This window comes from Pseudomonas sp. GD03862 (assembly GCF_029840855.1).
GTDB lineage: Bacteria > Pseudomonadota > Gammaproteobacteria > Pseudomonadales > Pseudomonadaceae > Aquipseudomonas > Aquipseudomonas alloputida.
In genome coordinates, this window is record NZ_JAOCDI010000036.1 from 26,070 (window position 1) to 42,775 (window position 16,706).

At 62.8% G+C, this 16,706-nt stretch carries 14 protein-coding genes; 6 read left to right on the plus strand and 8 right to left on the minus strand.

All coding sequences use genetic code 11. The annotated features are described in order from the left end of the window. The first annotated feature begins 17 nt into the window (after window positions 1-17). Both rlmKL and N5D53_RS20760 read left to right on the plus strand, forming a co-directional pair. The gene (gene rlmKL / locus N5D53_RS20755) at window positions 18-2,210 is read left to right on the plus strand and encodes a bifunctional 23S rRNA (guanine(2069)-N(7))-methyltransferase RlmK/23S rRNA (guanine(2445)-N(2))-methyltransferase RlmL (protein WP_104962222.1); all 2,193 of its coding nucleotides are present in this window, start codon (window positions 18-20) and stop codon (window positions 2,208-2,210) included. A gap of 94 nt (window positions 2,211-2,304) precedes the next feature. Beyond that, window positions 2,305-4,695: a diguanylate cyclase gene (locus N5D53_RS20760; protein ID WP_104962221.1), complete on the plus strand. Its 2,391-nt coding sequence runs from the start codon at window positions 2,305-2,307 to the stop codon at window positions 4,693-4,695. A gap of 130 nt (window positions 4,696-4,825) precedes the next feature. Here the strand turns inward: N5D53_RS20760 and dacB are convergent, their stop codons facing one another. The 8 genes from dacB to N5D53_RS20800 form a co-directional block, all read right to left on the minus strand. Next, entirely contained in the window at window positions 4,826-6,280 is a 1,455-nt protein-coding gene (gene dacB, locus N5D53_RS20765) for a D-alanyl-D-alanine carboxypeptidase/D-alanyl-D-alanine-endopeptidase (protein ID WP_104962220.1), read from the minus strand. 200 nt (window positions 6,281-6,480) lie between these two features. After that, window positions 6,481-6,825: a YggL family protein gene (locus N5D53_RS20770; RefSeq protein WP_003248695.1), complete on the minus strand. Its 345-nt coding sequence runs from the start codon at window positions 6,823-6,825 to the stop codon at window positions 6,481-6,483. 41 nt (window positions 6,826-6,866) lie between these two features. Continuing rightward, the gene (locus N5D53_RS20775; RefSeq protein WP_129933385.1) at window positions 6,867-10,499 is read right to left on the minus strand and encodes a transporter substrate-binding domain-containing protein; all 3,633 of its coding nucleotides are present in this window, start codon (window positions 10,497-10,499) and stop codon (window positions 6,867-6,869) included. An 8-nt stretch (window positions 10,500-10,507) separates the two neighbouring features. Then, a complete protein-coding gene (locus tag N5D53_RS20780) occupies window positions 10,508-11,125 on the minus strand; it encodes a response regulator transcription factor (RefSeq protein WP_003248700.1) in 618 nt (205 codons plus the stop codon). Window positions 11,126-11,406: 281 nt separating this feature from the next. Then, window positions 11,407-12,738, minus strand: coding sequence for a deoxyguanosinetriphosphate triphosphohydrolase (locus N5D53_RS20785; protein ID WP_014753953.1), 1,332 nt, complete (start codon window positions 12,736-12,738; stop codon window positions 11,407-11,409). Window positions 12,739-12,886: 148 nt separating this feature from the next. Continuing rightward, window positions 12,887-13,216: a hypothetical protein gene (locus N5D53_RS20790; protein WP_020192627.1), complete on the minus strand. Its 330-nt coding sequence runs from the start codon at window positions 13,214-13,216 to the stop codon at window positions 12,887-12,889. Continuing rightward, window positions 13,213-13,587, minus strand: coding sequence for a phage holin family protein (locus tag N5D53_RS20795; protein ID WP_010953103.1), 375 nt, complete (start codon window positions 13,585-13,587; stop codon window positions 13,213-13,215). Before N5D53_RS20795 ends, N5D53_RS20790 begins: the two co-directional genes overlap by 4 nt. 9 nt (window positions 13,588-13,596) lie before the next feature. Further along, window positions 13,597-13,911, minus strand: coding sequence for a YqjD family protein (locus N5D53_RS20800; protein WP_010953104.1), 315 nt, complete (start codon window positions 13,909-13,911; stop codon window positions 13,597-13,599). Between the two features lie 312 nt (window positions 13,912-14,223). Here N5D53_RS20800 and N5D53_RS20805 point away from each other — a divergent pair, with 312 nt between their 5' ends. The 4 genes from N5D53_RS20805 to N5D53_RS20820 all read left to right on the plus strand — a co-directional run bounded on the left by N5D53_RS20805 (window position 14,224) and on the right by N5D53_RS20820 (window position 16,659). Beyond that, window positions 14,224-15,432, plus strand: a complete 1,209-nt coding sequence (locus N5D53_RS20805) for an ammonium transporter (RefSeq protein WP_010953105.1) — start codon at window positions 14,224-14,226, stop codon at window positions 15,430-15,432. 73 nt (window positions 15,433-15,505) lie between these two features. Next, window positions 15,506-15,745, plus strand: coding sequence for a glutaredoxin family protein (locus N5D53_RS20810; protein WP_010953106.1), 240 nt, complete (start codon window positions 15,506-15,508; stop codon window positions 15,743-15,745). Window positions 15,746-15,853: 108 nt separating this feature from the next. After that, window positions 15,854-16,285, plus strand: a complete 432-nt coding sequence (locus N5D53_RS20815) for a D-Ala-D-Ala carboxypeptidase family metallohydrolase (protein ID WP_279840729.1) — start codon at window positions 15,854-15,856, stop codon at window positions 16,283-16,285. A 65-nt stretch (window positions 16,286-16,350) separates the two neighbouring features. Beyond that, complete coding sequence (locus N5D53_RS20820) at window positions 16,351-16,659, plus strand: hypothetical protein (RefSeq protein ID WP_014591801.1); 309 nt, start codon at window positions 16,351-16,353, stop codon at window positions 16,657-16,659. The last annotated feature ends 47 nt before the right edge of the window (window positions 16,660-16,706 follow it).

The following is a 16,706-nucleotide window of genomic DNA, read 5'->3' on the forward strand; positions in this document are numbered from 1 at the left end:
AAGGCGCTGGAATACTCATGTCGGACCGTTTCGAACTTTACCTCACCTGTCCCAAAGGCCTTGAAAGCCTGCTCGCCGAAGAGGCCAAGGGCCTCGGCCTTGACGAGGTGCGCGAGCACACCTCGGCCATTCGCGGCGCCGCCGACATGGAAACTGCTTACCGCCTGTGTGTCTGGTCACGTCTGGCCAACCGCGTATTGCTGGTGCTCAAGCGCTTCTCGATGAAGAACGCCGACGACCTTTACGACGGTGTGCACGCGGTCGACTGGGCCGACCACCTGGCAGCCGACGGTACCCTGGCTGTGGAGTTCAGCGGCCATGGCTCTGGCATCGACAATACCCACTTCGGTGCGCTGAAGGTCAAGGATGCGATCGTCGACAAGCTGCGTAACCGCGAAGGCCTGCGCCCGTCCGTGGAAAAGATCGACCCTGACGTGCGTGTGCATCTGCGCCTGGACCGCGGCGAGGCCATTCTGTCCCTCGACCTGTCCGGGCACAGCCTGCACCAGCGTGGCTACCGCCTGCAGCAAGGCGCCGCGCCGCTGAAGGAAAACCTGGCGGCAGCGGTGCTGATCCGTGCTGGCTGGCCGCGTATTGCTGCCGAAGGTGGTGCGCTGGCCGACCCGATGTGCGGTGTGGGTACCTTCCTGGTCGAGGCCGCGATGATCGCCGCCGATATCGCCCCCAACCTCAAGCGCGAACGCTGGGGCTTCAGTGCCTGGCTCGGCCATGTGCCGGCGCTGTGGCGCAAGGTGCATGACGAAGCGCAGGCGCGCGCGCAGGCCGGCCTGGCCAAGCCACCGCTGTGGATCCGTGGCTATGAGGCTGACCCGCGGCTGATCCAGCCGGGCCGCAACAACGTCGAGCGTGCCGGCCTGGGCGACTGGGTGAAGATCTACCAGGGCGAAGTGAGCACCTTCGAGCCACGCCCGGACCAGAACCAGAAAGGCCTGGTCATCAGCAACCCGCCCTACGGTGAGCGTCTGGGTGACGAAGCCAGCCTGCTGTACCTCTATCAGAATCTGGGTGAGCGCCTGCGCCAGGCCTGCATGGGCTGGGAAGCAGCGGTATTCACCGGTGCGCCGCAACTGGGCAAGCGCATGGGCATTCGGAGCCACAAGCAGTACGCGTTCTGGAACGGCGCATTGCCGTGCAAGCTGCTGCTGTTCAAGGTGCAGCCGGACCAGTTCGTCACCGGTGAACGCCGCGAAGCGCAGCCTGAAGGCACCGAAGCCCGACAGCAGGTGCCGCAGGCCAGCGAACCCGCGCGGCTGTCGGAAGGGGCGCAGATGTTTGCCAACCGCCTGCAGAAGAACCTCAAGCAACTGGGCAAGTGGGCCCGTCGCGAGCAGATCGACTGCTACCGGCTGTACGATGCCGACATGCCCGAATATGCCCTCGCGGTCGACCTGTATCAGGACTGGGTACACGTGCAGGAATACGCCGCGCCACGTTCGGTCGATCCGGACAAGGCTCAGGCCCGTCTGCTCGACGCACTGGCTGCCATCCCGCAGGCGCTGGGCATTTCGCCGCAGCGTGTAGTGCTCAAGCGTCGCGAGCGGCAGAGCGGCACGCGCCAGTATGAACGCCAGGCTACCGAGGGCCGCTTCCAGGAGGTGAACGAAGGTGGCGTCAAGCTGCTGGTCAACCTCACCGACTACCTGGATACCGGGCTGTTCCTCGACCACCGCCCGATGCGTATGCGCATCCAGCGCGAGGCTGCCGGCAAGCGCTTCCTCAACCTGTTCTGCTACACCGCCACGGCCACTGTGCATGCGGCCAAGGGTGGCGCGCGCAGCACCACCAGCGTCGACCTGTCGAAAACCTACCTGGACTGGGCACGGCGTAACCTGGCGCTCAATGGCTATTCCGAGCGCAACCGCCTGGAACAGGGCGATGTAATGGCCTGGCTGGAAGGCAACCGTGACAGCTACGACCTGATCTTCATCGACCCGCCAACCTTCTCCAACTCCAAGCGCATGGAAGGCGTATTCGACGTGCAGCGTGATCATGTGCAACTGCTGGACCTGGCCATGGCCCGTCTGGCACCGGGTGGCGTGCTGTATTTCTCCAACAACTTCCGCAAGTTCCAGTTGGACGAGCACCTGATGGCGCGGTACATGGTAGAAGAAATCACCGCTCAGACCCTGGACCCGGACTTCGCCCGTAACAACCGTATCCATCGCGCCTGGCGTTTGCAGCTTCGTTGAGGCGACGAGGTACATTGCACGGCTAATGGCCAATAGCTATAACTGAGGGCAGGGCAAGATAATCCGCAGGACGCTGACGTGACGAGATGGGTGTATGTCAAAGTGTGGCGTGCGTGCGTGGTTGCTTGGCTTGTGCACAGAGAGGGCGTCCGCGTGGACGATGGCGCTGATTGCACTGGTGGCGGGCGGCTTGTTGACCGCTGCCTTGGCATTTGCCGCGCACACCTTCTACAAACAGCAGCTGCGCCAGCGCTTCGAGCTGCTGGCGAGCGAGCGTGCCAGCCGTATTGCCGAGCGCTTTGACGAACAGCAGCAGCGCCTGGACGGGCTGCGGCGGTTCTTCAGTTTTTCCAGCGAGATCACCCCGCGCGAATTCGACGGCTATGCCCAACCACTGCTGCAACGCACCTTGGCCTATGCCTGGGCGCCGCGCGTCGAGGCTGCGCAACGCGCCGAATTCGAGCGCCTGGCCAGTGCCCATACCGGCCCAGGTTATGTGATCCGTGACCAGGACGCGCAAGGCCAATGGCGCCCGGCTTCGCAGCGCGACCATTACTTCCCGGTGCTCTATACCCAATCGAGCGAGCGGCCCGGGTTGCCTTACGGCCTGGACCTCGCTGGTCAAAGCGAGCCCCAGGCGGCCCTGGCGCGGGCGCTGGCGCCGGGCAGCATGGCGGTGTCCGAGCCATTGGCCCTGTTCGATACCCAGTCGGCAGAGCGCGGCCTGCTGATGGTGGCGCCGGTATTTTCCGATGCCGACCCCCGCGGTGCGGCAGTGGGCTATGTGATGGCGTTGCTGAGCATGCGCGAGCTGGTCAGCGACGGTCGACCGGTAGCGGTTGATGACAACCTGGTCGTGCGCATCACGGACCCGTCCGGGTTACAAGGCCCCGTCGTGATGTTCGACTCGCAAAATCCGGTCGCGCCCTTGGCCCTGGCCAGCAATCAGTTGTTGCGCCTGGCCGATCACCATTTCCAGCTGAGCATTCAGCCAAGCCAGGCGTTCGCGCAGGCGAACCGCTCCTCGGCGGTGATGGCGGTCGGTTTGTTGGGCGGACTGTTGAGCCTGTTGCTCAGCGTGCTGTTCTACAGCCTGTTCAGCCAGCGTCAGCGCGCCCTGGCCCTGGTCGCTCAGCGTACTGCCGAGTTGCAGGTCAGCGAGCAGTCGTTGCGTGGCACCCACAACCAACTGCGCAGTGTGCTGGATGCCGCGACCCAGGTGGCGATCATCGCCACCAACCTCAAAGGGGTGGTCAGCACGTTCAACGCCGGTGCCGAACGCATGCTCGGTTACGCGGCCAGCGAAGCGATCGGCCGCTTGCGCCTTGAAGACCTGGTACTGCCGGAGGAGCTGAACCTGCGTGCCCAGGCCTTGAGCTTGCGTTTTGGACGCGCCATTGCTGGCGGCCAGGCGATGTTCGCTGAAACGGTGCAGGAGCACGGGGCCGAGCCTGGCGAGTGGACCTTGCTACGGGCCGATGGCAGCCAGCTGGTCGCCAACATGCTGGTGACTGCCATGCTCGACGAACAGGGGTTGTGGGTTGGCTACCTGGCCATCTGCATTGACGTGACCGAGCGGCGCCGGGTGCATGAGGCGTTGGCAGCGCGTGACCGGTTGCTGGAAAAGCTCAGTGCCGAGGTGCCGGGCGGCATTTACCAATATCGCCTGGATGCCAACGGCCATTCGTGTTTTCCATACGCCAGCATGGGCCTGTATGACATTTATGAGATCGACCTGATGCAGTTGCGTGAGGATGCCTCGGCGGTGTTCGAACGTATCCACCCCGATGACCTGGAACGCGTGCGCCGCTCGGTGCGCTATTCGGCCGAACACTTGTCACCCTGGCGCGAGGAGTATCGAGTCTGCCTGCCACGGGCCGGACTGCGCTGGGTGCGTGGCGAGGCGACCCCGGAAGTGGGCGAGCAGGGCTGCACCCTGTGGCATGGCTACCTGACTGACATCTCCGACCTGAAGGGCGTGGAGGAGGAGTTGCGGGCGCTGTCGGTCACCGACTCGCTGACCGGTATCCATAACCGTCGCTATTTCCAGGAGCGGCTCAAGATCGAACTGGAAAGGGCCCAGCGCGATGGCTTGCCGCTGGCGGTGATCATGCTCGACATCGATCACTTCAAGCGCATCAACGACCGCTTCGGCCATGCCGTGGGCGACCGGGTGCTACGTAGCCTGTGCCAGCGCATCGCTCAGCGTTTGCGGCGTACCGATGTGTTCTGCCGCTTGGGCGGGGAAGAGTTCATGGTGCTTTGCCCGGGCAGCGATGCCGATCAGGCCAGGCTGCTGGCACTGGAGTTATGGCAAGGGGTGCGCAATGTGCCGGTGGAAGGCGTGGGCCAGGTGACTGCAAGCTTCGGTGTGGCGGGCTGGCGGTCGGGCGAAGGCGCCGATGCCTTGCTGTTGCGCGCCGACGCCGGCGTGTATGCGGCCAAACAGGCCGGGCGGGACCGGGTGGAGGGGGAGTCGGCCTAAGCGCTGTCGGTTGCCGGTACCGAGCCTTTCGCGGCGAAAACCGCTCCTACAGGTTGCACAGGTTTGGTAAGCCGTGCTCACCCCTGTAGGAGCGGGTTCACCCGCGAAAAGGCCAATACAGGCTAACCAATCAATTAGCTGCTGTACTGCCAGCCAGCTTCGGCTGGCGATACAGGTCAAGCAACACCTGATCCAGCACCTGCGAGGCACCCCACGGTTTCGGGTCGTTGAGAATCGCCGCTACCGCCCAGGTATGGCCGTTGCTGTCGCGGCTGAAGCCGGCAATCGCCCGCACAGTGTTCAGTGTGCCGGTCTTGATGTGCCCTTCGCCGGTCATCGCAGTGCGCTTGAGACGCTTGCGCATTGTGCCGTCCATGCCCACCAGCGGCATCGAGCTCATGAACTCGGCAGCGTAAGGGCTCTTCCAGGCGGCTTTCAGCATCTCGGCCATTTCCCGGGTACTGACCCGTTCGGCACGCGACAGGCCAGAGCCGTTTTCCATCACCAGATGCGGCGCGGTGATGCCCTTTTTCGCCAGCCATTGGCGTACCACGCGCTGGGCAGCACGGGCGTCGTCGCCATCGGCATCGGTGCGGAACTGCGCGCCAAGGCTCAGGAACAGCTGCTGGGCCATGGTGTTGTTGCTGTACTTGTTGATGTCGCGGATCACTTCCACCAGGTCTGGCGAGAAGGCGCGGGCCAGCAGGCGAGCACTCTTGGGCACATTCTCGATGCGGTCGCCACCCTGGATGTTGCCACCCAGTTCGTTCCAGATTGCGCGCACGGCACCGGCGGCGTAGGTGGGATGGTCGAGCAGTGACAGGTAGGTTTGCGAGTTGCAGCCGTCACCCAGTTGGCCGCTGACCGTTACACTGATGCCGTCGGCCTGGGGCACTGGGTTGTAGCGCACATCACCCGTGCATTTCTTCGAGGCTACCGGCTTGACCTGGTTGTCGATGCGGATGCGGGCAATCGGCGGCTCGACTGCAACGGTGACCTTGCCACCATCATTGCGCGCCACGAAGCGCAGGGCCTTGAGGTTGACCAGCAGCGAGTCGGGCTTGACCAGGAACGGCTTGTTTTCATCACCGCCGTCGTCGTTGAACTGCGGCAGGTTGGGTTGCACGAAGTGGCTGCGGTCCAGCACCAGGTCACCGGTGACGGTGCGCACGCCATTGGCGCGCAGGTCACGCATGAGCAGCCACAGCTTTTCCATGTTCAGTTTGGGGTCACCGCCACCTTTAAGGTAGAGGTTACCGTTAAGCACGCCGTTGCTCAGGGTGCCGTCGGTGTAGAACTCGGTTTTCCACTGGAAGGTCGGGCCAAGCAGTTCGAGGGCGGCGTAGGTGGTGACCAGTTTCATGGTCGACGCCGGGTTCACCGACACATCGGCATTGAACACGGTCGGGGTGCCGGGGCCGTCCAGCGGCAGCATCACCAGCGACAGTGCGGTGTCCTGCAGCTTGTTGGCCTTGAGCGCCTGCTGCACTTTGGCAGGCAGGGTGGTATTGACGGCGGCGTGGCTGGGCAAGGCAAGTGGCAACAGCAGGCCGGCAAGTATGAGGGGACGAAGCGTTTTGATCATAGCGAGTGAATACCCTGCGGCGAGGGAAAAGGGCTTTGGGGCTGTAAGAGATGATGGCCCCACGACGTAAACAGTACGCATTATGCCCCAAGCGCAGCCGCGATGCGTCACGTTCGACGGAAAAGCATCGCCAATAAAAAGGCCACCCGAATGGGGTGGCCTTTTCAGCAATCAACCTTTCAGCCCGAAGCTGACAAGTATCACTCAGCCTTGTTGATAGGCTTTTCCGGGTACCAGGCATCCAGCAGCGGGCTGACTTCGATCTTGGTCAGTTCGCTGCGGCCTTTGAGCCAGGCTTCAACGGCAGCGCGCTGTTCTTCGCTGACCGAGCCGCGTTTGACCGAGCACACCAGGCCGAAATCGTCACCGCCTACATAATCCAGGCCGTTGGCGTCCATGGCTTCTTCCAGGAACGCGTCGAGGAAAGCATCGATTGCCTGGTCATCCAGATCTTCCTTGAATTCCAGGTTCAGCTCGAAGCCCAATTCCTGAAACTCGTCGACACACAGCTTCTTGCGCAGACGACGGGAGCGGTTTGTGGCCATGAAACAATCCTCTTAGGTAATAACGCCGCGCAGTCTACCAGTTAACACGTGTGGTTGCCTGCCTGAGTATCCGTGCTTGTGGCCAATTCCTTGGCCAGGGCACGTTCCACTCGGCACATATGCCGTGCCAGTGCCTGGCGCCGCAGGCGCACCTGGGCAGTGGGCAAGTCGCTGGCCTCGAGGGCTTCACACGCCGCCATCAGGTCAGGGGCTTCCAGCATGCGTGCGGCGCTGAGCACCTTGTGGGCCTGCTCGGCAATGGCGCCGCTGTCGTGTTGCGGGTGAAGCGCCATCAGGCTGGCCAGGTCGGCCTGAAGGCTCTGATGCAAGGTTTCCAGGAAGCGCTGACGGTCAACCGGGTCAGGCCCGACCACGGCGGCCAGGCCGTCCAGCTGGTACAGCTTGCGTCGGGGGCGTTGCTGGCGGCGCGGGCGAATGCCAGCCAGGCGCTGGCTGAGGGTGCTCAGGCTGATGGGCTTGAGCAGACAGTCGTCCATGCCGGCGGTCAGGCACTTGCGGCGTACTTCCGGCTGTGCGTTGGCGGTATAGCCGAGGATGGTGCAGGGTGGTCGCTTGCCATGGCGTTCTTCGGCGCGCACGGCAGTCGCCAGCTGGTAACCGTTCATGTGCGGCATGTTGCAGTCGAGTACCAGCACATCGAAGTCGCCTTCCCGCCAGGTCGCCAGGCCTTCCTGCCCATCGCGGGCGCTGGCGTGCTCCAGGCCCAGGTAGCCAAGTTGTTGCGCCATCAGCTGCAGGTTGGCCGGGTGATCATCGATGACCAGCACGTTCAGCCGTGGGTCGGGCACGTCGAGCTGCTCGGGCAGCGGTTTGGGCTGCTCTGCGCCATCCACCCGTTGCAGCGGCATCTTCAGGCGCACCTGGGTACCGACATCCTCCAGGCTCTTCATGGACAGGCTGCCGCCCATCATTTCGCACAGGTTGCGGCAGATGGCCAGGCCCAGCCCGGTACCTGCGCGGGCGCCCTGGCTGTGCGGGTTGGCCTGGATGAACGGGTTGAACAGGCGCTGCAGGTCGTCGGGGTGGATGCCGATGCCACTGTCGCGCACCTCCAGCTCCAGTACGGCTGGTGTGCTGGTTCCGTCATCCAGCAGCCTGACGCAGATACGCACCTGACCGTGCTCGGTGAACTTGATGGCATTGCTCACCAGGTTGGACAGCACCTGCTTGAAGCGCAGCGGGTCAAGCAGGACATGGCAGCGTGCGGCCGGGGCGATCTGCACCTCCAGGGCCAGGCCTTTCTGCCGCGCCTGGCCATCGAAAATGCGCGCCACCGATTCGACCAGCGCCGCCAGGTCGACCACCTCCGGGGCCAGGGACAAGTGCCCGGACTCGATGCGCACGATGTCGAGAATGTCACCGATCAGGCCTAGCAGGTCTTTGGCCGAATGGTGTGCCAGTTCCAGCGCGCTGCGGTCCACCCGGCCCTGGTCGGCGCGCTTGACCGCCAGTTCCAGCATGCCGATCACGGCATTCATCGGGGTGCGGATTTCGTGGCTGATGGTCGCCAGGAACGTGCTCTTGGCGCGGTTGGCATCGTCGGCCTGCTGCTTGGCCTGGCGCAGCTCCAGGACCAGTTGGCGGCGTTCGCTGATGTCGATCCAGCCGCCGATGATCCCCTGCACCTCACCCAGGGAGTCGCGGTACGGCAGGATCCAGTGGTAGATGGTCAGGTCCCGGCCCTTGATCCGTAATGGACGGTCCTTGATCAGTGGTGAACCCGCCGCCATGACTTTCTGGTAATCCGCCTGGATCTGCCGAGCCTGCTCGGAATCGGCAAACAGGCTGTCCTTGAGTTTTTTTCCGATCACCTGATCGGAGCGGGCCTGCACGGCTTCAAGGTAGCTGTAGTTGCAACTTTTCAGGCAACCCTCGCGGTCGCGCACATACATGGGGTGGGGCGTACCGTTGAGCAGGGCGCGCATGAATGCTAACTGGTCGTTCAGCGCGCGTTCGGCGCGCTGGCGCTGGCGAATCTGCAGGCGCAGGCGGGCATTCCAGAGCAGTGCAAGCAACAAAAGCACGGCCGTGGCCAGCACCACCTGCAGGGCAAGGCGGCTGTAGCCTTTGGTGTTGTCATCCTCATGCCTGCCAAAGCCACGCCAGCGGTTGTTGATTACCCCCAGCTCCTCCGGTGAGATGCTCAGCAAAGCCTTGTCGAGGATCGACAACAGCGCCGGTGACGGGGCAATGGTGGCCATGGCGAAATTGGCGGGTTCGCTGCCGACCGAGGTGCGGATGACCAGTTCGGGGTTGCTGGCCAAGGCGTGATTGGCGTCGATCAGGGTGGTGATCACCGCATCGACAGCCCCGCTGTTGAGCAACGCCATGGAGTAGAACGCGCTTTCGGTCTCGACCCAGCTTATCTTTGGGTAGTCCCGGGACAGCATGGCGTTCATGGTGCTGTAGCGGGTAATGGCGATACGATGCCCCTGCAACTGCTCCAGTGAACTCAATGCATTGTTGTCCTTGTGGTTGACCAGCACATAGGCGCTTTCGAGATAGGGGCGGCTGATTTGCAGGTCGTCCCCTGCTTTGCCGGCGCTGGCCAGTGCGGCGATGACATCGGCCCGGCCATCCTTGAGGCGGGCGACCATGTCGGCAATGCCACTGGCGCGCTGCACTTCGAAACGCAACCCGGTGCGCAGGCGAATGAGGTCCAGCAGGTCGGCGGTGATGCCTCGGAAATGCCCCGAATCATCAAAGTAGGACAGTGGTGCAGCCGCGTCATCGGCTGCCACGCGCATCACGGGGTGCTCCTGCAGCCACTGCTGCTCGGCCGCGCTCAATTGCAGTTGGCGATCGCTCAGCAACAGGTCGCTGCCGGCGCTCCAGCGCTTGAAGATACTGGAGCGAATGGCCGGGCTTTGCCTGTCCAGGATGGTGTTCACCAGGTCCAGCAGCACGGTATCTTGCTGACGCAAGGCAAAACCGAAGCCGATGGCCTCGTGTTTGCCGAAGTTGGCCATGCGCAGGCGGGGCAGATGACCACGGTTGAGCTGGTAGTGCGTGGAGATGGTATCGCCGATGAACACGTCGGCCTGCCCGAACGCGACAGCATTCAGTGCCTGGCTGGAAGAACCGAAGGCCAGCAGCTCGGCCTTGGGGTAGGCGGTGAGTACTTCCTGTCTGGGCAAATAGTGATAGAGCATGCCCAGGCGCATGCCGGCAAGGTCCGTGTCCAGTGCCCGGTTTTCGTCTTCACGCGTTACCAGTACAGGTTGGTCGACGGCATAGGGGCGCGACAGTGCCAGGCCGTCACTGGCCGCTTCGTAGCCATTGGCGCTGCCCAGCAGGTCGATATCACCGTGCCTGAGCGCCTCCACCGCCGCCTGCCGGCTGGAGAAACGCAGCACCCTCACTGGCAACTGCAAGGCCTTGCCGATCAGGTTTGCATACTCGGCGGTCAGGCCCTGGTAGTCGTTGCCGCCACCGGTGATATCGAACGGTGGATAGTCGGGTGCCGACGTGCCCAGCACCAGTTCCTGCCGGCCTTCGCGCCATTGCCGTTGTTCGGGCGTGAGCACGGGCTGGACGGGGCGGGCCGATGAGCGCGCCAGCAACGTAAAGGACGCGGCTTCGCGATGGCCAGCCTGTGTCGCGCCGCTGAGCAGCAGCAAGACGAGCAGCAGGCGATTGATAACTCGGGCCATGACCACGTTCAGACCAGCGCGTTGCGCTTGGCCATCTCAATAAGATCGACCAGCGTATTGACTTGCAGTTTGTGCATGAGGCGCTTCTTGTAGGTACTGACAGTCTTGCTGCTGAGGAACATGCCCTTGGCAATTTCCTTGTTGCTGCGGCCTTGGGCGAAAAGTTGAAGCACCATCAGTTCGCGGTCATTTACCTGGCGGAAAAGTTGCAGGTCGCTGTCGGTGGTCTGGTTGTTTTTTATTGCCTGGCTGGGGAAGTAGTTATAACCGGCCAGTACGGCCTTGATTGCACTGAGCAGTTCACTCAAGTCTTCCTGCTTGCAGACATAACCTGCTGCGCCCGAGTGCATGCAACGTACGGCAAACAATGCCGGGGACTGTGCGGTCAATACCAGAACCTTCAAGGGCAGGGCCATGCTCTGAAAGCGGGCCAGCACCTCCAGGCCGTCTAGCTTGGGGATGCTGATGTCGAGAATGACCAGGTCGGGGTTGCTCTCGCGGATCATCTGCATGGCGTCTACGCCGTTGTCCGACTCGCCGACAATCTTGTAATTCTGGTTTTCCAGCAGCATACGGACGGCCAGGCGAATCACCGGATGGTCGTCAACGATAAATATGGAGTGCATGTTCAACTTCCCTGCGGTCGATTGAGGGTGACAGTGGGCACCTTATCGCAGTTGGAAGTCCTCAGGCGTGCGAGGAATGGCTGTTAGGCCTATATGGGAAACGGCTTACAAGATAAAACAAAATGGGCTACGGAATAGGTGTGCTTAACTCGCTGTCAAAGCGATTTTGGTAACTTTTCATTAGTTTTTATTCGTGCCGTTTAGTGTGGCCCCGTTGGTGTAGGAAGTTTCCTGCAAGCGTGGTGCAGCGCCTGGCCGAGCCTGCGCTGCACCGACGCGTTTCAGGTCGGGCTGGAGCGCCCGGTCATCTCCCGGGCCATTTCGCTGGCATAGCTGTCGGTCATGCCGGCGATGAAGTCGATCATGCGCAGGAAGGCGCTGTGCAACGAGGCATGCGGGTCTGGCGCATTGTTGCCGATCAGGTCCAGCACCCTGCGACTCTTGAACGATGGCGTACGTCCACCGTGCTGCTCGAGGGCCGCACCGCAGAACGTGTTCAGCAGAATCTCCAGGGTGGTGTAGGCGCCGATTTCGTGCAGGGTCTTGCGTTTGTCCTGGAAGATCTTGTTGCGCGCCATGTCCTTGGCTTGCAGTACACAGCGTTTGGCTGGGCCATGCATGTGTTCCACCAGGTCGCCCGGCAGTTGCCCGGCCAGCAACGCCTGCTGCTGCTCGACGAATGCGTGGGCGGCGGCGTTGGTCAGGTGCTCGATGGCCTTGCCGCGCAGGATGGCCAGTTTGCGCCGACGAGAATCGCGTGGGCCGAGCTGGCGGTAGGTTTCTGGCAGGTCTTCGCCGACCAGGTCGAGCAACAGCGCCTCGACTTCTGCGTATTGCAGCAGCTCCATTTCCAGGCCGTCTTCCAGGTCGATCAGCGCGTAGCAGATGTCATCGGCAGCCTCCATCAGATACACCAGCGGGTGGCGCGCCCAGCGCTGGTGTTCCAGCTGCGGCAGGCCGAGCTTGCGGGCAATCTGTTCGAGCAGGGGCAGTTCGCTCTGATAGCTGCCGAACTTGTGCTTCTTGTAGCCCAGGGCGTCGGCGTGGCGGGCGCTCCACGGGTACTTGAGGTAGGTGCCGAGGGTGGCATAGGTCAGCCGGGTCCCCCCATCGAACTGGTGGTATTCCAGTTGGGTGAGCACGCGAAAGCCCTGGGCATTGCCTTCGAAGTTGAGAAAGTCGGCCCGTTCGTCATCGCTCATGTCGTCCAGCCAGCCGCGCCCGGCCGCCTGCTGGAACCAGTGGCGAATGGCGTCTTCGCCGGAGTGGCCGAATGGCGGGTTGCCGATGTCGTGGGCCAGGCAGGCTGACTGCACGATCATCCCCAGGTCACTGGGGGCGCACCAGTCCGGCAGGTTGTCGCGCAGGGTCTCGCCGACGCGCATCCCCAGCGAGCGGCCGACGCAGCTGACTTCCAGCGAATGAGTCAGGCGCGTATGGATATGGTCGTTGCTCGACACCGGGTGCACCTGGGTCTTGCGGCCGAGGCGGCGGAAGGCACCGGAGAAAATGATGCGGTCGTGGTCTTTGTGGAAGGGGCTGCGCCCGAGTTCATCGGCGCTGTACAGGGCTTTGCCCAGCCGTTCGCGGGTAAGCAAGGTGTGCCAGTCCAAGGCGCGGTCTCCTGTCGTTCGAAGGCAGCAGCATACCCTGCAGGAAGCGCATTGTGCTGCGAAGAAGAGGCCGGCCCTTTGATGCATTCGTATCGATGGAACGGGCCTCTTCGCAGCACAAGGCTGTTTCTGCCGGGGCGAACCCTGGTCAGGGGCGGCGGCTGCCTTGCAGGTAGAGGCGTACCAGTGGCAACAGGGTGCTGCCCAACCGTATCAGGCGTGTCAGGTTGCCGCTGCGTACGCCCTTGCCGGTGAGAAAGCCCAGCGCCACCACGGCACCGATGCCCCACAGTGGCGCATGCTTGATACCCAGGCCTTCATGTAGCGAGCTGCCCATACCGCGCACGCGGCGCAGCGGTTCAAGCAACTGACCGGACTCATGACGGATTTCCTGGCGGTGCATTTCCATGCGCAGGCGCAGCAGCGCCTTGCGCAGTTCGCGCGGGTTACGCGTGTTTGGCAGTTCTGGCAGGCTCATGGCAACAGGCGCTCCCTGTCCTTGGCAAGTTCGTCGAGGGTGGCGCCGAAGGGCGATGATTCGTCGAACACCGCCGCCTTCAGGCGCACGCCGCAGTACAGTGCAGCAATGCCATAGAACACGCACAGACCAATGATACCGGCCAGTCGATAGCTGTCCCACAGCAGCACCAGCAGCAGCCCGGACAGCGCGGTCAGCAGCAGCAGGGCGAACACCAGCGCCAGGCCGGCGAACAGCAGCAGGCTCAAGGTACGGCCCTTCTGCTCCTGCAACTCGATACCGAACAGCTCGATGTGACTGTGCAGCAGCCCCAGCATGGCCGCGCCCAGGCGCTTGCCCGAAGCGCTGGCGCCGTTGGCGTCATTCTCCATGGGTTCCCCTTAGCGCCGGTTGGCCAGCAGACCGATCAACAGGCCGACGCCGGCGGCGATGCCGATTGCCCGCCACGGGTTTTCCTGCACGTACTGCTCGGCGCTGCCAAGCGCTGCCTGACCGCGTTCACGTACCGAGTCCTGGGTCAGTTGCAGGGTTTCGCGGGCCTGGGCCAGGCGCTCGTGAATCTGCTCGCGCAATTCGTCGGCCTGGTCGCCGGCCAGGTTGGCGGTGTCGGCCAGCAGCTTCTCGGTGTCGCGCACCAAGGCCTGGAAGTCAGCCATCAATATCTCTTGTGCATTCTTTGCCGATTTGCTGGCCATGGGTCTCTCCCTGTCGATGAGTGTTGGTACTTCGAGTGACAGCACGCATGGAAGGTTCAAGTGCGGCTGCTGGTATGGGCCTTGCTATGTTTTTGCCACGTTGCGGAGCGCCTGTGACCGGTTATGCGCCGATTCAGGGCGCCCGCGCAGCGGATACCGATAAACCTTAACCCAATCCACGACAAACCCAAGAAAAAACCACGCAGGCTTCACCCCGCTCACCTGAACAGGGTAGGGGCTGGCACCGATTCGGTGCAGGGATGCAGGTTCTTGAACTGTCCTGGTGCCTTTTTCAGCAGGTCTGCCTATTTCATGGAAAACATGCACAGCGCTATGGACTCTCTGGTCCACGGTTCCAACACCCTGTTCATTCTCATGGGCGCCATTCTGGTGCTGGCCATGCATGCCGGCTTCGCGTTCCTTGAAGTGGGCACGGTGCGCCACAAGAACCAGGTCAACGCCTTGTCGAAGATCCTCAGCGACTTCGCCATCTCGGCGCTGGTCTACTTCTTTATAGGCTACTGGATCGCCTATGGGGTCAACTTCTTCCAGCCGGCGACAACGCTGGCTGTCGACCATGGCTATGCGCTGGTCAAGTGTTTCTTCCTGCTGACCTTCGCGGCGGCGATTCCGGCGATCATCTCCGGAGGCATTGCCGAGCGGGCGCGGTTCGTGCCGCAGTTGTGCGCTACGGCGTTGATCGTGGCGTTCGTCTATCCGTTCTTCGAGGGTGTGGTGTGGAACGGTAATCTGGGCCTACAGGCTTGGCTGCAGGCACGCTTCGGCGCACCGTTCCACGACTTTGCCGGGTCTGTGGTGGTACACGCCATGGGGGGCTGGCTGGCGCTGGCGGCGGTGCTGCTGCTGGGGGCGCGCCGTGGGCGTTACCGCGATGGGCGTTTGGTGGCTTTTGCGCCATCGAGCATTCCCTTTCTGGCGCTGGGCTCGTGGATCCTCATCATCGGCTGGTTCGGCTTCAACGTCATGAGTGCCCAGACCTTGCAGGGCGTCAGCGGCCTGGTGGCGATCAACTCGCTGATGGCCATGGTGGGTGGCACCCTGTCAGCGTTGCTGGCCGGGCGCAACGACCCGGGCTTTCTGCATAACGGCCCGCTGGCCGGGCTGGTGGCGATTTGCGCAGGTTCCGATCTGATGCACCCGGTGGGTGCGCTCGCCACCGGCCTGGTGGCGGGGGCGCTGTTTGTCTGGACCTTCACCGCCGCGCAAAATCGCTGGAAAATCGACGACGTTCTGGGTGTGTGGCCGTTGCATGGTCTGTGTGGCGTGTGGGGTGGCATCGCCTGTGGCGTGTTCGGCCAGGTGGCGTTGGGTGGCATGGGCGGTGTCAGCCTGGTCAGCCAGTTGCTGGGCAGCCTGATGGGCGTGCTGGTGGCCTTGGCCGGTGGCTTTGCCGTGTACGGAGCAATTCGTGCGCTGCATGGCCTGCGCTTGAGCCATGAGCAGGAGTTCCAGGGCGCGGACCTGTCGCTGCACCGGATCGGTGCTACCAGCCAGGATTGAGCCAGGTCAGGTGCAGGGTGGGCGTGGCGCGCCTAGAATAGGCTTCTGTGTATGCCAACCCGGGACCTGCCACATGCTGCCTGAATGTCAACTGTTCGGCACCCTCGGCTGCCACCTCTGCGAAGTGGCCGAGGCTGTGTTGATGCCTCTCGTCGATCATGGCCTGCTGGTAGAGCTGGTCGACATCGCCGAGAGCGAGCCTTTGTTCGAGCGTTATGGCCTGATCATTCCGGTGCTGCGGCGCTGTGACAACGGCGCCGAGTTGCACTGGCCGTTCGATACCGAACAAGTGGTGGCCTTTCTTGGGCAATGATGGCTGCAGAGGAGTTGCAACCCTGCTCCATGATCTGTGAAGCGAGCTGATGATCCGGTGGAGGCGCACCGTCGCCGGTAACCTTCTCCATCATCGGAATAGCTCGCCATGTTGATCACTCCACATTTCACCCTCGATGAAATGACCGTTTCCCAGCTCGCCGCCCGCGACGGGTTCGATAATGCACCGCCCCTCGAAGCCAGGGCCAACCTGCAATTACTGTGTGGTGCGCTGGAACAGGTACGTGCGTTGTTCGACGCGCCCATCATCATCAGCAGCGGGTATCGCAGTGAAAGGGTCAATCGGTTGATCGGTGGCGCCTCCGATAGCCAGCACGTGCAAGGGCTGGCGGCGGACTTCACGGTGATCGAGGTCAGCCCGCGCGAGACCGTCCGGCGAATCAGCGAAAGTGTGGTGCCCTTCGATCAGCTGATCCTGGAATTCGACAGATGGGTGCATCTGTCGGTGACGCGCGGCACGCCACGCAGGCAGGTGCTGACCCTGCGCAAAGGCAGCGGCTACCTGGCGGGGTTGCAATGAAGCGCATTGACGGCAGCAAGGGGATGTTCGTATGCTGTATATAAATACAGTATCGAGGTGAAGCCATGCTCAATGTCGAGCAACTCAAGTACAGCGTCAACCGCATGCCCGTGGATCGGGTGGCTGACGCCGTTCTGGAACTGCGCCTCGAAGGCCTGGTGACGGGCGACTGCACGCCGTTCGGCAAAGTCCACTTCAATACCTGCTTCGCCGAGATCGAGGCCTTGTTCCAGCGGGCCGGTTATCACCGAGGGCTGGATGTGGTGGGCTATGAGGGGTTGCTCTATGCACTCTACGACCCTGGCCGCTGGGAGCCGGTGCAAGTACTGCGCTGGCTGAAGGATCGCTGCGAGGCGATGGCCCAGGCTGGTTGAGGGGGCGGGCTTGGGCGATAATGCGCGGCCATGAACGTCTCGAGCCC

Coding starts and splice junctions, on each gene's coding strand:
- N5D53_RS20800 (WP_010953104.1), bottom strand. CDS start 13,911: ATGGCCAGCAAATCGGCAAAGAATGCACAAGAGATATTGATGGCTGAC.
- N5D53_RS20810 (WP_010953106.1), top strand. CDS start 15,506: ATGCTGCCTGAATGTCAACTGTTCGGCACCCTCGGCTGCCACCTCTGC.
- rlmKL (WP_104962222.1), top strand. CDS start 18: ATGTCGGACCGTTTCGAACTTTACCTCACCTGTCCCAAAGGCCTTGAA.
- N5D53_RS20775 (WP_129933385.1), bottom strand. CDS start 10,499: ATGGCCCGAGTTATCAATCGCCTGCTGCTCGTCTTGCTGCTGCTCAGC.
- dacB (WP_104962220.1), bottom strand. CDS start 6,280: ATGATCAAAACGCTTCGTCCCCTCATACTTGCCGGCCTGCTGTTGCCA.
- N5D53_RS20770 (WP_003248695.1), bottom strand. CDS start 6,825: ATGGCCACAAACCGCTCCCGTCGTCTGCGCAAGAAGCTGTGTGTCGAC.
- N5D53_RS20820 (WP_014591801.1), top strand. CDS start 16,351: ATGCTCAATGTCGAGCAACTCAAGTACAGCGTCAACCGCATGCCCGTG.
- N5D53_RS20795 (WP_010953103.1), bottom strand. CDS start 13,587: ATGGAGAATGACGCCAACGGCGCCAGCGCTTCGGGCAAGCGCCTGGGC.
- N5D53_RS20805 (WP_010953105.1), top strand. CDS start 14,224: ATGGAAAACATGCACAGCGCTATGGACTCTCTGGTCCACGGTTCCAAC.
- N5D53_RS20815 (WP_279840729.1), top strand. CDS start 15,854: ATGTTGATCACTCCACATTTCACCCTCGATGAAATGACCGTTTCCCAG.
- N5D53_RS20760 (WP_104962221.1), top strand. CDS start 2,305: ATGTCAAAGTGTGGCGTGCGTGCGTGGTTGCTTGGCTTGTGCACAGAG.
- N5D53_RS20780 (WP_003248700.1), bottom strand. CDS start 11,125: ATGCACTCCATATTTATCGTTGACGACCATCCGGTGATTCGCCTGGCC.
- N5D53_RS20790 (WP_020192627.1), bottom strand. CDS start 13,216: ATGAGCCTGCCAGAACTGCCAAACACGCGTAACCCGCGCGAACTGCGC.